We start from the raw sequence: 17,695 nt of genomic DNA on the forward strand, positions 1-17,695 counted from the left end.
GCTACTTCAAACTAATAAGAACAGATTATGATGTTATTTTTTAATTTTAAATTCAGGACGGTCAACATTTAATGAAAATTCTAATTTTCTACTTGATAATATCTGCATCATGACGGGATAAACAATTTTGTAATCTTTGTCTTTTCTAACCAAATTAATGATTTTTCTAATTCTTTTTTTGAGTTTTATTCTTTCTTTTTTCAAAGATTCCTCACTAGGGTTCTCTAATGATTCCAATAAGGACAATTGAGAAATATTTTGTAATGCTAATTGTATTTGAAACAATGCTTCACCAGTTTTTTGCATTGTAGATAATTCAGAATATCTTTTTTCCAACATTTTTGTATCGTGCTCATCAAACATTGACCACACTAAAACAGATTTTCTCAAATCGTCTGGATTGATTTGCTCTTTTCCCTCATTAAATGAATACTGTGTTTGTCTCCCAACTTTATTTACAAATATCAGTCCTCTTGAAATTAGTGATTGTATTGCTCTTTGAGCAGTCTTTTTTGCCATGTATTTTGGAACAGAAAGATCTAAAATTCCATTATGATGAATATCGGGATTTTTTTGTATAATTTCCAGTATTTTGAACTCGTATTGAGTCATTTCAGAAGAATTTGGTCGTAATTGTGCGTAATCCATAGTAGGTTAACCTACCACTGGTAGGCTATACTTGCATTATAGTGTATAGTATGTTATGACTTTGAAGAAAATCAAACCCAAAGACATGATTTTAGAACCAGTAATTACTGACTTTGGAAACAGAAAGGTATCGCAACAGAATTTTTCAAAGATTGTTGCTCTGCCAAAGACTGCATTGGATAACTGTGGCATAACCACAGATGTCAATGTAAAACTGGTTCAGTTTGATGGAGAAAAGTTTCTGACACTTTCTCCAGTAATTGAAAAAGGAGGTGATAAAACTGAGTGAGACCCTCTATCCTCCATTTTTAAAATGGGGGCAGTACACATCTCAAGACTCTGAGAATCCTGACACCATAGAGCTCAAGGTTGCTGAAACCAATACCTTTGAGACAGAATTCTCAATCAATGTACTAGCATTGATTAAAGAAAAAAGACATGGAAAGAATACAACGTTAAACTGAAAAACCATGATTCAGCAAATGCTTCTTTCCTAAACCAGTGGAACAGGATTGCAAAGTCACTTCACAAAGGAGACATACTGGTTCTCAAGACGTGGCTTGGAACATCAAAGAATGGAAGAAAAATCAGGAGGTACAGTCTAGAGAAACTCTAGACTCTCCTTTTTTTGACAATAGTGATGGTATTATGGCAGAAGACAAAGATAAACTTTTGAAACAGTTAGACGCACTCAAGATTTTTCCAAACAACAAACTAGTAAGAGAATTAAAGAATCAAATTAAAACAAAATTAAAAAATTAGAAATTACAAAACCCATTCCACCAAAGAAAAATCCAAACCTTACACGCTCAAACAAACTAAAGCGATATCACAACTACATCAGGCAAATCAGAAACAACTTTCCAAATCTAAAATACAACCAGATAAGAAAACAGTTTGCAAAACGAAAGCGTGGCGATGACGTATCAATTCCTGATGCAGTATGGCAGAATCCGTCCCCGTAACTGACTGCAAGAATCTGAGAAGAGTATTTACAAAAAAGCCTCAGAACAGAGATCCTGCAACATCGCACAAGAGAAGAGTCTATGCAATTGATACAGAAACCTATAACGGCAACATCTTTCTGATTGCCGACTCTGATGGGAGATTCTTGGATAAAATCACGCCAAAATCATGCCTAGACTGGCTGTTTTGCAGAAAATATGAGGGTTCGTGGTGCTTTTTTTATCATCTCGGGTATGATGCAGAAGTAATTCTGAAACTTTTAGGCTCTGAACTATTCAAGTACAAAAATACTGGAAGACTGAAATTCTCCTTTGAAAATTACACCATAGAGTATCATCCAAACAAGTGTCTGAAAATATCAAAGGGACATCACTCTGTGATATTTTATGACATTGCGCAATTCTATCATGCAAAACTATCTGATGCATATCAAAACAATATCAGAAAACTACCTAAAGAGTATCTTGACATAAAGTCAAAAAGGAGTCAGTTCTCAATTACATTTTACAAAAGAAACACAAGAAAAATCAGAGATTACTGCATCACAGACTGCAAACTGACAAAAGAGTTGGCAGAGCACTGGATAAAATTATTCCATGATGCATTTGGATTCTATCCTGCAAGATGGGTATCCTCTGGATATCTGGCAGAAAAAGTCTTGATCAACAACGGAATCAATTTCCCAAAGTTTGATGATGTTCCATATGATGTTCAGGAGATGGCGTTTTCATGTTACTATGGAGGACGATTTGAAATTACAAAGCGTGGATTTATTGGAACTGCTTACAAGTATGATATCAACTCTGCATATCCCCATTCCCTGACAAAGATTCCTGACCTGACCAAAGGACGATGGATTAAAAGAAAGTCAATTCACAAAGATGCAAAACTTGGATTCTTTAGGATTATTGCAGACATTCCAGACTGCAAGTATATTCCACCGTTTCCGTTTCGTACCAATGGAATTATTATTTTTCCTAGTGGAAAGTTTGAAACGTATGTTACATTACATGAACTAAAAGTTGCAGATTCAAAACATTACAAAATTTTGGATTCATATCAGTTCATTCCAAACGGCAAGCCAGTCTATCCTTTTGAGAAATTTGTTCATTCAATGTATGATAAAAGACTGGAACTAAAGAAAGACGGAAACCCATTGCAGTTGCCAATCAAGATAATTCTCAATTCAATCTATGGAAAGACTGGTCAGAAAGTCAATAGAATAATGGGAAATCTGTTCAATCCTGTGATTTTTGCAAGTATTACAGGCATGACTCGTGCCTGCCTGTATGACTTTGTGATGCAAAATGATATTGAAAATGACGTGGTGTCTTTTGCAACTGATTCAGTATGCACTACCATTCCATTAGATATTGATTCAGAAAGATTAGGAGAATTCTCACTAGAAGAAAAAGCCGATGATGTGTTTGTATTGCAGAACGGATTCTATCGATTTAACGGAAAGTGGAAACAAAGAGGGATTGGAAAACTAGGTTCTAAGGAGATTGAGCATCTTGATACTTTTGAGAAAGATGGAAAACTGTACTATCGGTTCAAGGTATTGAGAAGTTCAAGATTAAGATCCTCAATATTGCAGGATTGCATTCCACAGATTGGAAAGATTAGAGAGTATGTGAGGGAAGTTAATTTGAATGCAGATAGAAAAAGACTTTGGCTAAATCAAATTCAATCTGTTGATTCTAGAACAAAAAATGATTCTGTACCTATATCATTAAGTCATTTTTATAAAGAGACAATTTAGTAGATCTTCATAACATATGATTGAAATTCCTGACGATGTTGAAAAATGGACTAGAGGAAAAGTAATAGATTTAGTTGATGAGGGATACGATGAGAACGACATATTAGAATTTAAAAAAGAAGTAAATTCTGATAGTGAACGATTATCAAAAACAGCATGTGCATTTGCAAATACAAATGGTGGTACAATTATTTTTGGAATTGATAATGATCGTGAAAAAGCATTACATGTTGATCAGAGAGTTGTAGGTTTAGAAGACTCAGATCAATTAAAAAGAAACATAATTGATAAAATAAAAAACATTCAACCCAGTATTCCTATCAAAAATCTTATTTTTAGAAAAACGAATATCAAATTACCAAATAAAAGAGTAATTGTTGTTTTGAAAATAGCATCATCCAATAACAAACCTCATCAATACAAACACATCTTTTACAAAAGATTGTCTGATGGGAATGAACCTATGGATGTTACTGAAGTTAAACAACTAATGCTAGAATCAGTTAAACAAACACATCACGAAGTTCTGATGATCTTGGAACTTAGTTATGTAAAAGAAGCACTAGAAAATACAAAAAAATCATTTATGGAAAATAAAAATTCTTTAGGCAGTCTGGATTATCTTGACATTACATCAACAATTCATTTCCAACATCATTTGGCATATGGATATCCGACAGACTTGCCTGTGACATTAATTGAATTGATTCATGAAATTACACGACTTTCTAACCTTCCAAACTCTTTTGCTTCAACACTAAATGGTAAACCTCCAAAATTCATAATCGATGATGCAAAAAGTGAAAATTTTTCCGACCCTAAAGAATTTGTCAAAGGGTTGATTTTAACACGAATTAATACTGCACTTGAGTGTCTTGAAAAAATATCTCTTATTTTAGAACGAGATTATGTAGAAACTGAATTTATTCATCCTATTCAAAATATGCAAGACAAATCCTAACTTCCATCATTCTCTAGTCATAACGAAAAACAGCAGTGAATTAGGAACGGAATGGGGGGATTCTATTTTTATTGATAAAGAGTAAAAAGGCAGTCCCCCCTCCTTACGTACGAAAACATGCGTTGTACTATAGCGAAACGACGGTGTGATTTGTTGGGATTTGTTTATTTTAGAATTGTATGGAATTTTAAAAGAAAACGAATTCGAATCATAGTGTAGAAAGATATTGAAAATAATTGTTATGCTATTGATCTAAAAGGCTTACTGATCAGAAGTATGGATCGAGGTATGTTTTTTTCGTATCTTTATCAATTACCAGTGCTTTTTTATTTTTAGGTATTGGTACAAAATGCCAATTCACAGATACTGTTTTCTCTCCCACCAATCCCAATAATTTCCATAGTTTGTTTGATAATTGAATTCCACTTTTGTCTGTAGTTATATTTTTTAGATCTTTTCCACATTCGGCTTGGGGTCTCTGTTTCTCTCTCCAGTAGGCATCATCAAATTTATCATCCCATCCCCCGCCATTCCAAGGACCAATATGACCGATTGGCACTATTGCACTTGAAGGAAATGACAAAGTAGTTAACTGAATCCATTTTCCTTTCATGTTTGCTGCTGGCAATCCTGCAAAAACACTCTCTGCCATACTGTAGCCGTATGCAGATTTTGATAGTTTTTTTGGAATTATTGATGCAAAAATATTAGCATTCAAATTATATCTCAGGTTTTTGATATTCATTACACTATTAACATGCGTGCAAAAGATATTAGTGTTGATTAGAACGTGTAGGATGCAATGTCATGATTTTAACAACGTAGTTTTTGCGCGATTATATCTATAGACAAATACAATAACATCAAAACATTTGCTAAATGTCGACATATTTGTACATTGTATTTACATAATCATCAGTTTCGCTTAATATGATACGGTTCACTATTACATCATGCCAATAGCAGAAAACTTTCCAGAAGGTCTGAAACCAATTGGAAAAATAAAACATGCTGACGGTGAAAACTTTCATCATGTTTGGGGCCCTGGCAGATCAAATGCAGAAGCATTCAAAGATGACAAGGTAAAAGCTGCTTATGCAAAGAGAGATGAAAAACAGGTTCCATTGGGGATAAGTGGCACAATGGTTGCAGTTGACTGGGACTCTTGTGTTGCAGATGGTGCATGTATAGAGTCATGTCCTGTCCAAGTATTCCAGTGGTATAGGACTGAAAAAGACACTCCTGCAATAGATGCAATCAATGAAACCTTTGAAGGAACTGGCAGTTCTGAGAAAGATGAAAGAAAGGACTATACCGACAAGGCAGACCCAATTCGAGAACACGATTGTATATGGTGCATGGCATGCGTTTCTGTTTGTCCTCCACAGGCAATCAAAGTTGAGCAGGGCAATCTGGAGTTTCATGAAAAGGAAGCTGGAACTTTTGTAAAGATGGAATCAGGTTCTGCAAATCCACATGCGCATGCTTGATTTTATTCTAAATCTTCACTTAAACATAGATTCTCATCCATAACTATGATTCTAAGACTTCTTTTAGTTTAACATATTCTTCAGGAGAAATTTTGCCTTTTGCCAATCTTTTCTTTAGGGTTACAAGAAGGGCTTTGCCTTTTTATCTGCAAAAATAGAAATTCCATAGAATTATGCGTAAAGTTCCGAGTGTATAGTGCTTAAGATTCTAAATATTACTTCAATTAGATATTGAATAATGCCTTTTTATTTTGATGAATGCCCATCAGAGAGAATTATGCATACAAACATTCCTTTGCCTGATATTGCCTGAGCGCTGTGAGTTAGGCCTTTTGGGATGAATATGGTACAGGGAGATGTCACAGTGTATGTCTCATCTTCTAGATCTATTTTGTACTTTAGCTTAGAGTCTTCAGACAAGATCAAGTTAATCTCATCATTGTCATGTTTGTGAGGGATGCTGTATTCTGGTAGTTTTTTTTCAGCATCAACAAAATGTACTGCAATATGCGTATCTGATTGCGGAATCATTTTTTTGCTTAGCATTGAGAGTCGTTTTATTGGTGCTTTTTTATGAAAGGGGACTTTATGTAATGGCTCATTTACTCCTTTTTTAATTAAATTCCGATACTTTCTCACAGTACTACATTGGATTTTCTATTAAATAACTAGACCTGTTTAGATGAATATTATATGCTATTACTATACTACTAGTATTATTGCAATCAGATAGAACCTCTGAATGGTTTGTTCCAAAGTTTGGTCCAAAAAACTTTCGCCGCAGTGTTGGAATTTTGTTTTTACCATACACTGCAATCGTTACATGTTTTGCAGTACTAGGTGCAACCTCTGGCAGTTTAGATGTTGGACGAATTGTTGCAATTAGCATAATCTATTTTCTGGCACTTGGAGTCAGTGCACATCTACTTGATGCAATAGGTGGAAAGACAAAGCCTTGGGGAGATCTTCCAAAGAGGAAATTATGGAGTATCTCCATGATTTCATTAGGTGCTGCATTTTCAATTGGGCTGTACTTTGCATTCTTGGATTCACCCTTGCTTTTTCCAATAGGAATTGCAGAGGGATTCTTTTTGTTTGCATATAATCTAGAATGGTTTGGTGGAAAATTTCACAACAAGATTACAACCATAATTTCATGGGGAATCCTGCCCGTATTTGCAGGCTCTGCCATCCAAACAAACTCAATCACGCTTGAGACAGTGGCAATATCAGGCATTACTGCATTAATCACATATGTGCTAATTAGAAACACCAGGCCCTACAAGATACTAAAGCAAAACAACGGAGACCAGCAAGAGATTAGACGCAGAGAACTATTTTTGAAGATACTGCCACTGGGAGTAATTATTGGAACAATTTTGTTTTTTATTGTAAAATATTATGTGATTTAAGATTTCAAATCATTTTTGCAAAAATAATTGATGATGTGTGCCAGGTCATATCATGTCTTGATACGATAAAGTTATTTTTCTCCAGAGTTTCTGTATAGTCATCAACCCATCTGCTTTCTCGGATTAGATTTGGCAGTTCTTTAAAGGCAAACTTCCAAGAGGGAACAAAGTTTCCTGCAAACAATAAAATCTCAAAGTAGGCATTCCACAAGTTTTGCAATAATCTGTTTTGTGGAAAAATAAAATCATGCAGTATTATGGTGCCCTTTGGATTCAGATGTGAAATGCATTTTTGAATTAAGGTTTTGGGATCACAGTATTTTGGAATGTATGATGAACAGATGCAGTCAAACTTTTCTTTTAGGTCCAACTCTTCTGCATCTTGATAAACAAATGAGATGTTTTCAAATCCTGTGGAGTTTTGTTTTGCGATTTGCAGATATGTCTGAGATATGTCTACCCCGGTTATTTTTGCGTGTGGAAATTTTTGGGCAATCATCCTAGTCAGGATTCCCGTACCACATGCAAGATCTAAAACAGAGTCAGCACTTGGAATATTTTGAATTATCTTGTCTTTCCAGTACTTGTCTTGTCCAAACGTTGCCCAATTTGCTATTTTATCATAGGTTTTTGCAGTGTCATTAAAAAAGCGCGGAACAAGATTTCTTGGATTTTGGTTCACTATTGGATTAACACTTCAAATAATTTAAAGAAATTTAAGAAAACTCGTACATTCTTAGCATTATTTCAAAGACTACATAGTATGCAGCATAAAACGCCAAAAGAACCACTCCAATCAGTAGGCAATTTTTTGCCTTTGAAGGGTCATCTTTTCGTAAGATAAAGTAAGCAATCAGTGCACCAGGCATGCTAAAGAATAGCGGTAGGACATACCAAAATAAACTGCGTTCTTTTCTCTCAGACATGTCTTAAGAATATCTTTTGTAGCATTTAATCTAAAAATCAAAAATTAGTAATAGGTGAGCTTTGCCTTTTACTCTTTGTCGATAAAAAGGCAATCCCCCCTTTTAGGTTCAAGAATCTGCGGCCTACTAAAACAAGACGAAAGTATGATTTGTTGGAAAGGGCTTATTTTCTAGAATCTTAGTGTTAAATCATGAAAGATTCTGAAAAACATCATTGCTATTCCATCCATATTATTATGTTCAACCACAATTAGATTTTGAGGGATATGAATTTGTGCATGGTTTTATATCAGAATTTGACTATTTTGACTTTGTTTTTACTGATTTTTTGTTATCCGACTTTGAATTGTTTGTATTTTTTTCGTTATTTGATGGTCCAGTTCTATCTGGTTTGCCAGGATCGTCTGGCTTTCCTACTTTGATGTCTGGCTTTCCAAGAGTTTCTGGCATTCCCCTTGTGTATTCACTTGCATGAGGCGAATCTCCATCATCTGGCTGTATCTGTGTTTCTTCACTTTTTTCTACGATTGATTCTGAGTCTTCTAGTGGGGCTCCCAATGCTTCTTCAAGTGTATATCCTTTCATTTCTTTGAGAATATCATCTACAAGAACTTTGATTATTGGATCATCTAATAATGCTCCAAATCCGCCCTCGTTTCCTTCTTGCATAGCAGATATCTTTCTTAATTCTAACATTCTTTGCATTTTTTCTTTGAGTTTCACAAGTTTTTCTTTTAATTTTTCATCATGTACCTGATTTAATGAACGCTCAATTGCAGGAATTACAAGATTCCATTCTTTTGACTTTGCAATTTCTTGTAGTGCTTCTTTGTGAAGGTCTTTGTCTAGTCTGTTTTGTCCTTGTTGCGCATTTCTTATTGCAATCTCATTAATCAGTTTCTGATATTTCTCTTCAGGTCCTTTTCTATCTAAATAATCTTGGATTTTCAACTTTTTGTTTTTAACTTCTTCTTGTTTTGATTCATTTATCTCAAAGTTCATTTTTTGCTTAGTTATTTTTGCTACTAGTTTTTTTTCTTGAATTAAAAGTCCAGACTCTCTTTCATGTTCTCGAATAGAATCAATATGGGTTTCTAGCGTTTTGATATATTCTTTTTTTAATGTATCAATATTTGTTTTGAATGGAAATAATGAAATATCTTCCATTTTATTTAATTCTAATAGAGAATCCTTGATTTGCATAAATTGAAATACATTGCCTGATAAAGTTATTTCATTGATATTTTCTGGTAAATTCTGCAAATGAGTTATTTGTAATTCTATGTTTTGTATCTTTTTTCCAATTTTTTCATGTGATTCACCATATGTTTCAGGTATGGCAGCAATTCCTATCAAAATTACTCCTAATGCACTCAATAAGAATAACTCTTTTTTATGTAAACAATGAGGGTCTGATTCTATCGAATTCACTTCAAATATGTTATTACATGTCAAGTAATTGGAGAGCCTCCATCATATGGGGCAGACCGTGAAAGATCAATTTGATCATCTGTAACTACTTTGATAGAAAAGTTGCTAAGTGTATTTGGAGCAGTTACTGCACTTGCTTCTGAAGACATTGAAAAAACATTAGCTATTGAAATAATAGATGATGCCAAAAATTTTGTTTGTAAGATGTTCCATATACTTTTACAATTATAAATTTGAGTCAACTTGTTTTAATTCGGAAAAATAGTAATTAAGAAAGGCTGACATGTTAGTTAGTATAGCATACATGTTTGTTAGCGTAATTTACAAATTTTGGAATATTGTATCTAGAGGGCTATTGACAACTATTATTTATAAAATAAAATTTTGCAATTAAGGAAGGGGGCTTTGCCTTTTTACTCTTTATCAATAAAAGGCACTATTCTCTTTTTACGAAAAGTTAGCAATAGCCTAAATCATAATGGGTGTGCGGTTTGTTGGAAAATCGTTATAATGATAGTATGAATTTGTGAAATATTGGGTTCAAAAACAACAATTGGAATTAGTTTGGCAACTGTATTTTTTGGCGTAATTGCATTAATCTGGTTTACTGGATACAGTTCTGACCATATTGAAAATGCAAATAGAAACTTGATGACAGCTCATGAAGAATTGAATAGAATTGTTGATGAGGCAATCATTCATTGTCAAACTGACGGTACTGGATGTGATACAATAATGCCTCAGTGGTTAGAAGAATGCAAAAAACCTGAGATGGAAAAAATTGCATCTTGTCATGATGGCCGAATCGAGCAACTAGTTCAACAACCCATTACCATGACAAAATAATGCTCTTTGATTTAACCTTGATCGTATTTACCAAATTACAAAACGGCAGAGCCCTTTCCAAAATACGCCTTGACATGCGGCCTGAACAAATAGTACAGGATTACAATGTCAATTATCAGGCCAATCACATTCATTGATGGCAGGTCCACAATCAAAGAAATTATGGTCAGAATCAGCGTTATGGTCCAGGCCCACGACTTTCCGCGGAGCAGCCCCCAGGCCATTACAAAAGAGGCAACACCAAGTACAATCATTGCGGCACTACCTGCACCCATTGCACCGCCGCCAAGATTCATTCCCATCGAACCCATCATTGTTCCAAAGAATGCTCCGACTGCTATTGCTATGGCACCGGAGACTATCTCAAGTATTGCAATGATTGTCACCCCGACTGGTCTTGTTCTGGCAGACAACTCTTTTGGTGGGGGATGGATTGTAATAAGCATTCATAACATCATATGGGATGAATTATTTTTTCATATGGTATGTTCTTGACAGATTGGAATAATTAATTTTATCACTTTATCAGCAATTATACAACACAGTAACTGAATTTAGAATCATTAAATACATGTCCATATACAAACATGATAAAAACATGGCAGTAATTAAGAAGCAAAATTCAAAGGTAAGAAAAGATAAAAATTCTAAAAATATTAAAAAAACACTAAAAACAAAAACCAACCCCAACACAAAGAAACTTACAAAACATGTTATCTGGATGGAGAAAAAAGGCAGGGTTAAAAAAAATAATGACTTGGATCTTAAAGAAAAATTTAGGAAGGAATTAGAAAAAAAGCAATTTGAACCAAGCATGAAGATGTTAATTCGCATAACAGAATCCATAAAACAAAAAGGTTCTAGAAACAAGACAACGCTATCGCGCGACACCAAGACAAACTATACAAGACTTACAAAACATGTTGTCTGGATGGAGAAAAAAGGCCTTGTGGAATCAGAAATAAAAAATCATAGTATTGCTATTGCTTTAACTAGTAAAGGCAGATTCTTTGTAGATACAATTTTGTAATGAATAATTAGTAAGTTAAACTTACATATGTGTAAGCTATACTTAACTATTTTACAGATTATAACTAAATGATCAACAATTTATGAAAAAACTAGTATGTGATACAGATGTACAACGAGAACCTCAAGTGATCATTTGGAACAACACTCAAATCTTAAAATGGAGTGATTTTAAAAAAAAATCCGATCCTGACTCAGAGGCATCAGCTAATGCAGCAATAGGGTTTGAGTCAAAACCCATAATTGAATATCTCAAAGTGGGAAAGCAACTCAAATATAAAATCAAAGATTTGCAATTAAATGCAATTTTCATTCCTAATTTATCTTGGGTAACAAAAAATATCAATCTAAAAGAAGGGAATTTACTTTTAAAACATGAACAGGGTCATTTTGATCTAGCAGAAGAAGTCATTAGAAAAATTAAAAATAAATCAACAGGCATTTACAAAGTATTTACGATCAAAGAAAAAAATAAGAATAATATGAAAGAAGCAACATTGCAAGTAAATAAAATAAGAGATGACATCGAATCAGAACTACAAAATGAGTTTAATATCCAAGAATCAAAATATGATAATAAAACTAATCATGGATTGATCAAAATACATCAAAAAAATATAATAAAAGATTCAAAAAACTAAGACTAAATTAATCAAGATCAAAGAATATTTGCACATCAAAGATGGAACCGTACTAATCTGTTTTAAGAATAATTTATACTCAATACTAAAAAATGAACTAATTCCACAGTTTTAGAATATTGTTAGTGGGCTAGAATCTATGTTTAAGTGGAGATTTAGAATAAAATCAAGCATGTGCATTGTTGGAAATTAGTTATTAATGGATTATTCAAATTCGATTTATGGCAAATGTTGAATTGATAAAACAGTTCTATCATGCTTTTAAAAACAAAGACAAGGAAACGTACCTTGGACTGTGTGATGAAAATATCACATGGCAGCTATCTGAAGGAATGCCAAATGGCGGAGTATACGTAGGAAAAGATGCAGTTTTCAAAGAATACTTTCCAAAAATGCTATCAAACTTTAAAGAATTTCATGCCATTCCTGAACAGTTCACAGACATGAAAGACCATGTAATGGTAAATGGAATGTATTCTGGAATCTCAAATACGGGAAAATCATTTGAGGTTGCTTTTTCTCATGTTTATCACATTCAAGATGACAAAATAATTCAGTTTAGACAGTTTACTGACACTCAAAAAATCCAAGAATCATTAAAGTAATTTTTTTGTCTATGGGATTAGAGAATTTCTTCCACTTACCATTCTTGGTCTGGATTCTCTAGCTGACTCCATTTGCTTTCAATTCTTTTGAATATCTTTTTTTGTTTACTTAATAATTGGAACATGACTCCATTATGCAAAATTTGTATTTAACCGCCACGTAGGAATTATCCTGTTGCATTCTGAACATCTTGTTTTTCTTAGATTGTCTTGTGATCTCTTGTATTCTCTTAAACGAGTCTTAATTCCTCTTATTTTCTCTTAGAAAATGCTTGAATCTGCTGTATTGTGATAGTTTTTGCTTAAACTGTGCCTAATTTCAGTCACAAACAAACCTGATTTTAGTAAAATCAAGTGAAATTAAGATATTTTAAGAAATTAAGAGATTACACAAACTTAAGTATCTTTTATTATAGAAATCGATTAAAAATGGCTGCCAAAACAAAACCAAAAACTCCAAAAAAAGTTACCAAAGTCAAATCTATGCAAGATGCAAAAAATAAAATTTATTCAAGAATTAAAAAAGGTGAAAATTTCAGTGAGATTGTCAAGACCAAATTTGACATTAATGGCAGTACAGTCAAAAATGGCCTGAATCTTAAATTCTAGAATTATTCTTCAACAAATATCCAAGATAATCCTCTAACTTCTTCCCAAGATTGATTTGAATTATTATCTTTCATGATGTTTGTTGTGCATAAATTGTTTATAATACTCATGAATGATTTGTTCAGATCATTGATCCATGTTGAATTCAAATTGCTCCCAATAATGGTTCGGGCCTCTAAGGATTCACATTTTGTAGAATTGAACTGAAATACTAGACTCTTTGATTGCCTGATGATTAAATAGAATTATTTTGTATAACAACTGTGTCATCATCTAAAAAAGAAAGAATCATCTCTGAAATTATAACAGCTAAAACCACGACTGAGGGTGATGGCTTTCAAGTCAATAGACCATTTCCAAATTATGCAGTAAGAGATTTTGATCCTTTTTTACTTCTTGATGAAATGGGTCCTGTAAATTATGCTCCAGATGAAGCAAAGGGTGCATCCCCTCATCCTCATAGGGGATTTGAGACAGTAACATACATGATTGATGGTGCATTTGAACACAAAGACTCGCAAGGAAATTCTGGAAAACTATTTCCAGGAGATGTGCAATGGATGACTGCAGGCTCTGGAGTAATTCATTCTGAACTACCTGAAAAAGAATTTGCAAAAAAAGGTGGAAGGTTTCATGGATTGCAACTATGGGTAAATCTGCCGAAAAAAGAAAAGATGATTCCTCCAAGATACCAGGAAATTTCTTCAAATGACATTCCTGTTGTAAAAACAGATGATGGCTCTGTTCAAGTTAAGATAATTGCAGGAGAATCAATGGGGAAAAAAGCAGTAATTGATACAAAAATTCCAATAATTTATCTGCATTTCACGCTTCAACCAAATGCAACATTTATTCAAAATGTGCCTCAAAATTACAATGCATTTGCATATGTGATAAAAGGAGATGCGATGTTTGGAAATGAAAAAATTCTTGCAAAGCAAAATCAAGCCGTATTTTTTGATCAAATAGGAGAAAATATTGCTATTTCAAGTGATAGTGATCCAACCGAAGTGCTACTAATTGCAGGTGTGCCAATTAATGAGCCTGTAAAACGATATGGTCCGTTTGTAATGAACACTGATGATGAATTACAACAAGCCGTAAAAGATTTCCAAAATGGTAAAATGGGAAAAATTGATTTTTAGAATAATTGAAAAAGTCTTGATACGCAATTAGTAAAAAACTCAGGTAATAATGAAGAATTTTTTAAATGATTTATGGATTAATTGTTTTGTGTATATCATTCAAAGATTGAATTATCTCATCAATTATTGGTTCTACCTTCATAGTAGTTTCTGCAGAAATCAATACAAGATAATTGTTAACAGGAATAGTGATTATCTTTATGTTTTTTCTTTTTGAAACTATGTAATCCAGAGGACCCAAAGTGCCATCAAGATCATTTTTCATGAATAATTCTAGTGCGTGCTCCATACAGATCTTGTATTGGTCTAGCTTTGCCATTGGCACCACTCCTTTTTTGTAATCTCCTACAACAAGATTACCCATGTTGTCTATGACTCCAACAAATCTAATTTCTGGAAAACTCAGAATATACTTACTTGCAGATTCCCACTGGGAATTATTTTCAAATGTTGATTTTAACACAACATTATATGATTAACATGCGTATTAAGACTTTAAAGGAATGATTTAGAAAAATCTAAAAATTGATTATGTGTGAATATCATTAATATGCAGTATCATGATTCTCTGACAAGTCATATCCTCCACCCTGTTCCAAATCATTTGATTCTATCTGAGGATCATCGTCTTGCATTTCACCTAGTTCTAGGTTTTTCCATTCTTTTTCTAATTTCGTTGCTTGTTTCTTTAACATAATCTTATGTAGTGAAATACACAATTAAACAGAACTGATATTATTGTACATTAGATGTACAAAACCATCAGCATTTTCTAAATACATACTTGTTATTGTAGTGATGATTGAAACCATCAAAATATGAAAAAGATGTGACTGACACCATGACTGACACCATGACTGACACCATGACTGACACCATGACTGACACCATGACTGACACCATGACTGACACCGTGACTGACACCGTGACTGACACCGTGACTGACACTGTGGCTGACAGTAATGCAATACTGCATCATCTCAATATTGATCCTGCCAGTTCAGATGATGATTGGGACTAGTCTCTAAACCATTTGGATTTGCATCTTTGATGGTCTCAAAATCAAAATTATTTGATGTTTTTTCTTAGGGACTCATTAACCACTCTGGAGAAACTTGCTGTCTTCTCGCTGATTACATGAATGCTTTATTTTTTATTTTAGGGCATATAATGTCAAAGTAAACAAATGACTGAGACTTAAGACCAATACAGGTTGTATACTGGTGAAAGCTTCATCAATCATTACTATGGTATGTGAGTATTTGTAGAATGCTGATGGTTTTGTATGTCTTGTTGACACAAACATACGTTTCTCTTAATAGCCTGTTTTATCCATTATGAACATGTTAATGAAAAATATCGCAGACTTGGAAAAAACATTAGAAGATAATAATATGGAATTGAATTTAAAATTCCTAAAAACATGCAAGAAGAATACTACACATGCCATAAAAAAAGAGATAATCCCATATGAATAATTACACATGTACCTGTAATTGTGGGTGTCAAAATTCAACTGGCGAATATCTTTGTCATAATTGTGTAATGGGTTTGTGTATTGCAAGCATGAAAAAAGCGGTGATATCTTAATTGTTACAATTAAAGCATAAATTAATCAATCATCCATCTTATGTTGTAACAATAATTACAATAATAGGGATTTCTATATTGTTTGCTTATTTTGGATGGGAACGATGAATTGTAAGTATTGTAAAAAAGAACTACAAAATAAAATAAAAGAATTTTGTACACTTGATTGTTTGATTGGATTCCGGAATGTGTAAAACATCATGATTATCAACAAACATGTTCAGACTGTAAGAGAACACATTGCCAAAAAGGATGTAACTGTGATTGTCATTGGGAGCAATAAAAAACAATTTTGACACACGGTATTTTTACTCAAGAAACATGTACTCATGATGCCAAAGTCAGGATGGCAGGATTCAAGGACATGTATGAATGCACTAATTGCCATAAATTTATCCCTGGTGTTGAATCAAAAATGATCGATGATAGAGCTCCACAATATTTAGAGAACAATTGGGAAGATGACTGGAATTAGAAAGTTGTTGTAAATACTCTCTGATTTTGAATAAGTTTGAACCTTCAAAGATTTGAACATTTTTTGGATAAAATTGTTGATTTGTATTGCTATGTTTTGTTTTTCCACGTCTCTTTCCAAGCATCAAAAAATCCTTTCATATAATCAGCATATGCATCTAACAAACTGATGGGTTTTTGGCATAGTTTGTGATTTAATGTTGCCTCGAAATTTTTATAATCCGATACAGAGGGTAAAGGACCTTTGAGAAATGTCTCATACTCATCTTTTATTTCTGAAAATGAAGAGGTGTTTTCAACATTAATATGTTCAAGCCACAAGGTTGCAAATTCTTTTCTAGTTTTTGTTGAACCATCTTTTGATTTTTCCATTACTTGTGAATATATTTTTTTAATTTCATTTGAAGACTTTTCTAAGGAATTTATAGACTCCTCAAATTTTTCTATGTTTTTATAATATTCATCTTGTAATTTTTTCCAAGACATTATTTGAGATGCTTCCATACTGTTGTTAGTACAACGTGAGTATTTGTAAAATGCTGATGGTTTTGTATGTCTTGTTTACATAAACATCAGTTTCACTTAACTGCTGATTTCACTATGTGGTATTATGGAAGAAAAAAAAATTAAGACATATGAAGAATCAGAATGGAATACTGTTGCAAAAAGAACTGTCATAGCAGCAGAAAACAAACCAATACCAGAAAAAAAAGTTCCAGACAAGAAAGGAAAGGAAGTTTCAGAAAAAGCTTTCAGTGACGCAGCAGAACGAACAGTTACCATTAGTGGAAAAGGTCCAAGAACACTATCCAAAAAACCTATTAAAAAAGGAAAGGAAGTTTCAGAAAAAGCTTTCAGTGAAGCCGCAGAAAGAACAGTTAATGGAAGAGAAGCTTAACAATCTTTGATCACTTCTGACAAAATCACAATTCTCTCGATTACAAAGGATTTGTATCGATTAAACCATCTTGGTGACATGGTGCGTCTTGCAATGGATGGCAACCATGACGGTGCAGAATTTTCTGAAAAAATGAAAAAATTTGAACTACGATATGGTTCTGTACCTGATGAATTCTTGGAATTATTTGGAGAAATAGACAATGACAGAAATATGTAATAAATGTGGAAATGAATACAAGGCAATTTGGCATTATTCGACA

28 protein-coding genes are annotated in these 17,695 nt (G+C 33.3%); 17 read left to right on the plus strand and 11 right to left on the minus strand.

All coding sequences use genetic code 11. The annotated features are described in order from the left end of the window. Positions 1-33: 33 nt before the first annotated feature. On the minus strand, positions 34-648 hold the full coding sequence (locus NKOR_RS03865; RefSeq protein WP_014963056.1) for a hypothetical protein: 615 nt from the start codon (positions 646-648) through the stop codon (positions 34-36). Positions 649-703: 55 nt separating this feature from the next. Between NKOR_RS03865 and NKOR_RS03870 the strand changes: the two genes are divergently transcribed. The 5 genes from NKOR_RS03870 (at position 704) to NKOR_RS03890 (ending at position 4,337) form a co-directional block, all read left to right on the plus strand. Next, positions 704-937 (plus strand): hypothetical protein, encoded by a 234-nt coding sequence (locus NKOR_RS03870; protein WP_014963057.1) that lies wholly within the window; start codon positions 704-706, stop codon positions 935-937. After that, complete coding sequence (locus NKOR_RS10320) at positions 921-1,112, plus strand: hypothetical protein (protein ID WP_014963058.1); 192 nt, start codon at positions 921-923, stop codon at positions 1,110-1,112. Before NKOR_RS03870 ends, NKOR_RS10320 begins: the two co-directional genes overlap by 17 nt. Before the next feature lie 37 nt (positions 1,113-1,149). Continuing rightward, complete coding sequence (locus NKOR_RS03880) at positions 1,150-1,410, plus strand: hypothetical protein (RefSeq protein ID WP_014963059.1); 261 nt, start codon at positions 1,150-1,152, stop codon at positions 1,408-1,410. 181 nt (positions 1,411-1,591) lie between these two features. Then, positions 1,592-3,376, plus strand: a complete 1,785-nt coding sequence (locus tag NKOR_RS03885; protein WP_014963060.1) for a DNA polymerase — start codon at positions 1,592-1,594, stop codon at positions 3,374-3,376. A 16-nt stretch (positions 3,377-3,392) separates the two neighbouring features. After that, the gene (locus tag NKOR_RS03890) at positions 3,393-4,337 is read left to right on the plus strand and encodes an AlbA family DNA-binding domain-containing protein (RefSeq protein ID WP_014963061.1); all 945 of its coding nucleotides are present in this window, start codon (positions 3,393-3,395) and stop codon (positions 4,335-4,337) included. A gap of 268 nt (positions 4,338-4,605) precedes the next feature. Here the strand turns inward: NKOR_RS03890 and NKOR_RS03895 are convergent, their stop codons facing one another. After that, positions 4,606-5,055 (minus strand): hypothetical protein, encoded by a 450-nt coding sequence (locus tag NKOR_RS03895; protein WP_014963062.1) that lies wholly within the window; start codon positions 5,053-5,055, stop codon positions 4,606-4,608. Positions 5,056-5,290: 235 nt separating this feature from the next. On the opposite strand from NKOR_RS03895, the gene NKOR_RS03900 reads away from it, so the two are divergent. Beyond that, positions 5,291-5,827 carry a 4Fe-4S dicluster domain-containing protein gene (locus NKOR_RS03900; RefSeq protein WP_014963063.1) on the plus strand — a complete coding sequence of 179 codons (537 nt, stop codon included), beginning with the start codon at positions 5,291-5,293 and terminating at the stop codon, positions 5,825-5,827. A 246-nt stretch (positions 5,828-6,073) separates the two neighbouring features. Here the strand turns inward: NKOR_RS03900 and NKOR_RS03905 are convergent, their stop codons facing one another. After that, complete coding sequence (locus NKOR_RS03905; protein ID WP_016939639.1) at positions 6,074-6,466, minus strand: cupin domain-containing protein; 393 nt, start codon at positions 6,464-6,466, stop codon at positions 6,074-6,076. 80 nt (positions 6,467-6,546) lie between these two features. On the opposite strand from NKOR_RS03905, the gene NKOR_RS03910 reads away from it, so the two are divergent. After that, on the plus strand, positions 6,547-7,239 hold the full coding sequence (locus tag NKOR_RS03910; protein WP_014963065.1) for a UbiA prenyltransferase family protein: 693 nt from the start codon (positions 6,547-6,549) through the stop codon (positions 7,237-7,239). Positions 7,240-7,243: 4 nt separating this feature from the next. Here the strand turns inward: NKOR_RS03910 and NKOR_RS03915 are convergent, their stop codons facing one another. The 4 genes from NKOR_RS03915 to NKOR_RS10540 form a co-directional block, all read right to left on the minus strand. Further along, entirely contained in the window at positions 7,244-7,921 is a 678-nt protein-coding gene (locus tag NKOR_RS03915; protein ID WP_014963066.1) for a methyltransferase domain-containing protein, read from the minus strand. Positions 7,922-7,955: 34 nt separating this feature from the next. Next, positions 7,956-8,165, minus strand: coding sequence for a hypothetical protein (locus tag NKOR_RS03920; protein WP_014963067.1), 210 nt, complete (start codon positions 8,163-8,165; stop codon positions 7,956-7,958). A 300-nt stretch (positions 8,166-8,465) separates the two neighbouring features. Next, positions 8,466-9,542, minus strand: a complete 1,077-nt coding sequence (locus NKOR_RS03925; protein ID WP_014963068.1) for a hypothetical protein — start codon at positions 9,540-9,542, stop codon at positions 8,466-8,468. Positions 9,543-9,616: 74 nt separating this feature from the next. After that, entirely contained in the window at positions 9,617-9,745 is a 129-nt protein-coding gene (locus tag NKOR_RS10540) for a hypothetical protein (RefSeq protein WP_255348574.1), read from the minus strand. Positions 9,746-10,130: 385 nt separating this feature from the next. Here NKOR_RS10540 and NKOR_RS03930 point away from each other — a divergent pair, with 385 nt between their 5' ends. Further along, positions 10,131-10,442, plus strand: coding sequence for a hypothetical protein (locus NKOR_RS03930; RefSeq protein ID WP_014963070.1), 312 nt, complete (start codon positions 10,131-10,133; stop codon positions 10,440-10,442). A gap of 35 nt (positions 10,443-10,477) precedes the next feature. On the opposite strand, the gene NKOR_RS03935 is transcribed toward NKOR_RS03930, so the two are convergent. Then, positions 10,478-10,855: a hypothetical protein gene (locus NKOR_RS03935; RefSeq protein WP_232203036.1), complete on the minus strand. Its 378-nt coding sequence runs from the start codon at positions 10,853-10,855 to the stop codon at positions 10,478-10,480. 185 nt (positions 10,856-11,040) lie between these two features. On the opposite strand from NKOR_RS03935, the gene NKOR_RS03940 reads away from it, so the two are divergent. The 5 genes from NKOR_RS03940 (at position 11,041) to NKOR_RS03960 (ending at position 14,471) form a co-directional block, all read left to right on the plus strand. Next, a complete protein-coding gene (locus NKOR_RS03940; protein WP_016939908.1) occupies positions 11,041-11,472 on the plus strand; it encodes a hypothetical protein in 432 nt (143 codons plus the stop codon). An 82-nt stretch (positions 11,473-11,554) separates the two neighbouring features. Beyond that, a complete protein-coding gene (locus NKOR_RS03945; RefSeq protein ID WP_014963073.1) occupies positions 11,555-12,112 on the plus strand; it encodes a hypothetical protein in 558 nt (185 codons plus the stop codon). Positions 12,113-12,333: 221 nt separating this feature from the next. After that, positions 12,334-12,717, plus strand: a complete 384-nt coding sequence (locus NKOR_RS03950; protein WP_014963074.1) for a nuclear transport factor 2 family protein — start codon at positions 12,334-12,336, stop codon at positions 12,715-12,717. A 429-nt stretch (positions 12,718-13,146) separates the two neighbouring features. Continuing rightward, positions 13,147-13,326 carry a hypothetical protein gene (locus NKOR_RS03955; RefSeq protein ID WP_016939643.1) on the plus strand — a complete coding sequence of 60 codons (180 nt, stop codon included), beginning with the start codon at positions 13,147-13,149 and terminating at the stop codon, positions 13,324-13,326. 263 nt (positions 13,327-13,589) lie between these two features. Next, positions 13,590-14,471 (plus strand): pirin family protein, encoded by an 882-nt coding sequence (locus NKOR_RS03960; protein ID WP_014963075.1) that lies wholly within the window; start codon positions 13,590-13,592, stop codon positions 14,469-14,471. A 70-nt stretch (positions 14,472-14,541) separates the two neighbouring features. On the opposite strand, the gene NKOR_RS03965 is transcribed toward NKOR_RS03960, so the two are convergent. Beyond that, positions 14,542-14,934 carry a DUF6659 family protein gene (locus tag NKOR_RS03965; RefSeq protein ID WP_014963076.1) on the minus strand — a complete coding sequence of 131 codons (393 nt, stop codon included), beginning with the start codon at positions 14,932-14,934 and terminating at the stop codon, positions 14,542-14,544. Between the two features lie 82 nt (positions 14,935-15,016). Beyond that, positions 15,017-15,166, minus strand: a complete 150-nt coding sequence (locus NKOR_RS09970; RefSeq protein WP_016939645.1) for a hypothetical protein — start codon at positions 15,164-15,166, stop codon at positions 15,017-15,019. A 107-nt stretch (positions 15,167-15,273) separates the two neighbouring features. On the opposite strand from NKOR_RS09970, the gene NKOR_RS03970 reads away from it, so the two are divergent. Further along, positions 15,274-15,492, plus strand: coding sequence for a hypothetical protein (locus NKOR_RS03970; protein WP_014963077.1), 219 nt, complete (start codon positions 15,274-15,276; stop codon positions 15,490-15,492). Between the two features lie 861 nt (positions 15,493-16,353). Then, complete coding sequence (locus tag NKOR_RS03975) at positions 16,354-16,536, plus strand: hypothetical protein (protein WP_014963078.1); 183 nt, start codon at positions 16,354-16,356, stop codon at positions 16,534-16,536. Between the two features lie 89 nt (positions 16,537-16,625). Here the strand turns inward: NKOR_RS03975 and NKOR_RS03980 are convergent, their stop codons facing one another. Further along, positions 16,626-17,039: a hypothetical protein gene (locus NKOR_RS03980; protein WP_014963079.1), complete on the minus strand. Its 414-nt coding sequence runs from the start codon at positions 17,037-17,039 to the stop codon at positions 16,626-16,628. A 106-nt stretch (positions 17,040-17,145) separates the two neighbouring features. Here NKOR_RS03980 and NKOR_RS03985 point away from each other — a divergent pair, with 106 nt between their 5' ends. Together NKOR_RS03985 and NKOR_RS03990 are read left to right on the plus strand one after the other, a co-directional pair. After that, positions 17,146-17,433 carry a hypothetical protein gene (locus NKOR_RS03985; RefSeq protein WP_014963080.1) on the plus strand — a complete coding sequence of 96 codons (288 nt, stop codon included), beginning with the start codon at positions 17,146-17,148 and terminating at the stop codon, positions 17,431-17,433. A gap of 6 nt (positions 17,434-17,439) precedes the next feature. After that, positions 17,440-17,652, plus strand: coding sequence for a hypothetical protein (locus NKOR_RS03990; RefSeq protein WP_014963081.1), 213 nt, complete (start codon positions 17,440-17,442; stop codon positions 17,650-17,652). Positions 17,653-17,695 lie beyond the last annotated feature (43 nt).

Source organism: Candidatus Nitrosopumilus koreensis AR1, from assembly GCF_000299365.1.
Lineage (GTDB): Archaea > Thermoproteota > Nitrososphaeria > Nitrososphaerales > Nitrosopumilaceae > Nitrosopumilus > Nitrosopumilus koreensis.

Coding starts and splice junctions, on each gene's coding strand:
- NKOR_RS03865 (WP_014963056.1), bottom strand. CDS start 648: ATGGATTACGCACAATTACGACCAAATTCTTCTGAAATGACTCAATAC.
- NKOR_RS03870 (WP_014963057.1), top strand. CDS start 704: ATGACTTTGAAGAAAATCAAACCCAAAGACATGATTTTAGAACCAGTA.
- NKOR_RS03885 (WP_014963060.1), top strand. CDS start 1,592: ATGGCAGAATCCGTCCCCGTAACTGACTGCAAGAATCTGAGAAGAGTA.
- NKOR_RS03890 (WP_014963061.1), top strand. CDS start 3,393: ATGATTGAAATTCCTGACGATGTTGAAAAATGGACTAGAGGAAAAGTA.
- NKOR_RS03900 (WP_014963063.1), top strand. CDS start 5,291: ATGCCAATAGCAGAAAACTTTCCAGAAGGTCTGAAACCAATTGGAAAA.
- NKOR_RS03920 (WP_014963067.1), bottom strand. CDS start 8,165: ATGTCTGAGAGAAAAGAACGCAGTTTATTTTGGTATGTCCTACCGCTA.
- NKOR_RS10540 (WP_255348574.1), bottom strand. CDS start 9,745: ATGTCTTCAGAAGCAAGTGCAGTAACTGCTCCAAATACACTTAGCAAC.
- NKOR_RS03940 (WP_016939908.1), top strand. CDS start 11,041: ATGGCAGTAATTAAGAAGCAAAATTCAAAGGTAAGAAAAGATAAAAAT.
- NKOR_RS03945 (WP_014963073.1), top strand. CDS start 11,555: ATGAAAAAACTAGTATGTGATACAGATGTACAACGAGAACCTCAAGTG.
- NKOR_RS03950 (WP_014963074.1), top strand. CDS start 12,334: ATGGCAAATGTTGAATTGATAAAACAGTTCTATCATGCTTTTAAAAAC.
- NKOR_RS03955 (WP_016939643.1), top strand. CDS start 13,147: ATGGCTGCCAAAACAAAACCAAAAACTCCAAAAAAAGTTACCAAAGTC.
- NKOR_RS09970 (WP_016939645.1), bottom strand. CDS start 15,166: ATGTTAAAGAAACAAGCAACGAAATTAGAAAAAGAATGGAAAAACCTA.
- NKOR_RS03980 (WP_014963079.1), bottom strand. CDS start 17,039: ATGGAAGCATCTCAAATAATGTCTTGGAAAAAATTACAAGATGAATAT.
- NKOR_RS03985 (WP_014963080.1), top strand. CDS start 17,146: ATGGAAGAAAAAAAAATTAAGACATATGAAGAATCAGAATGGAATACT.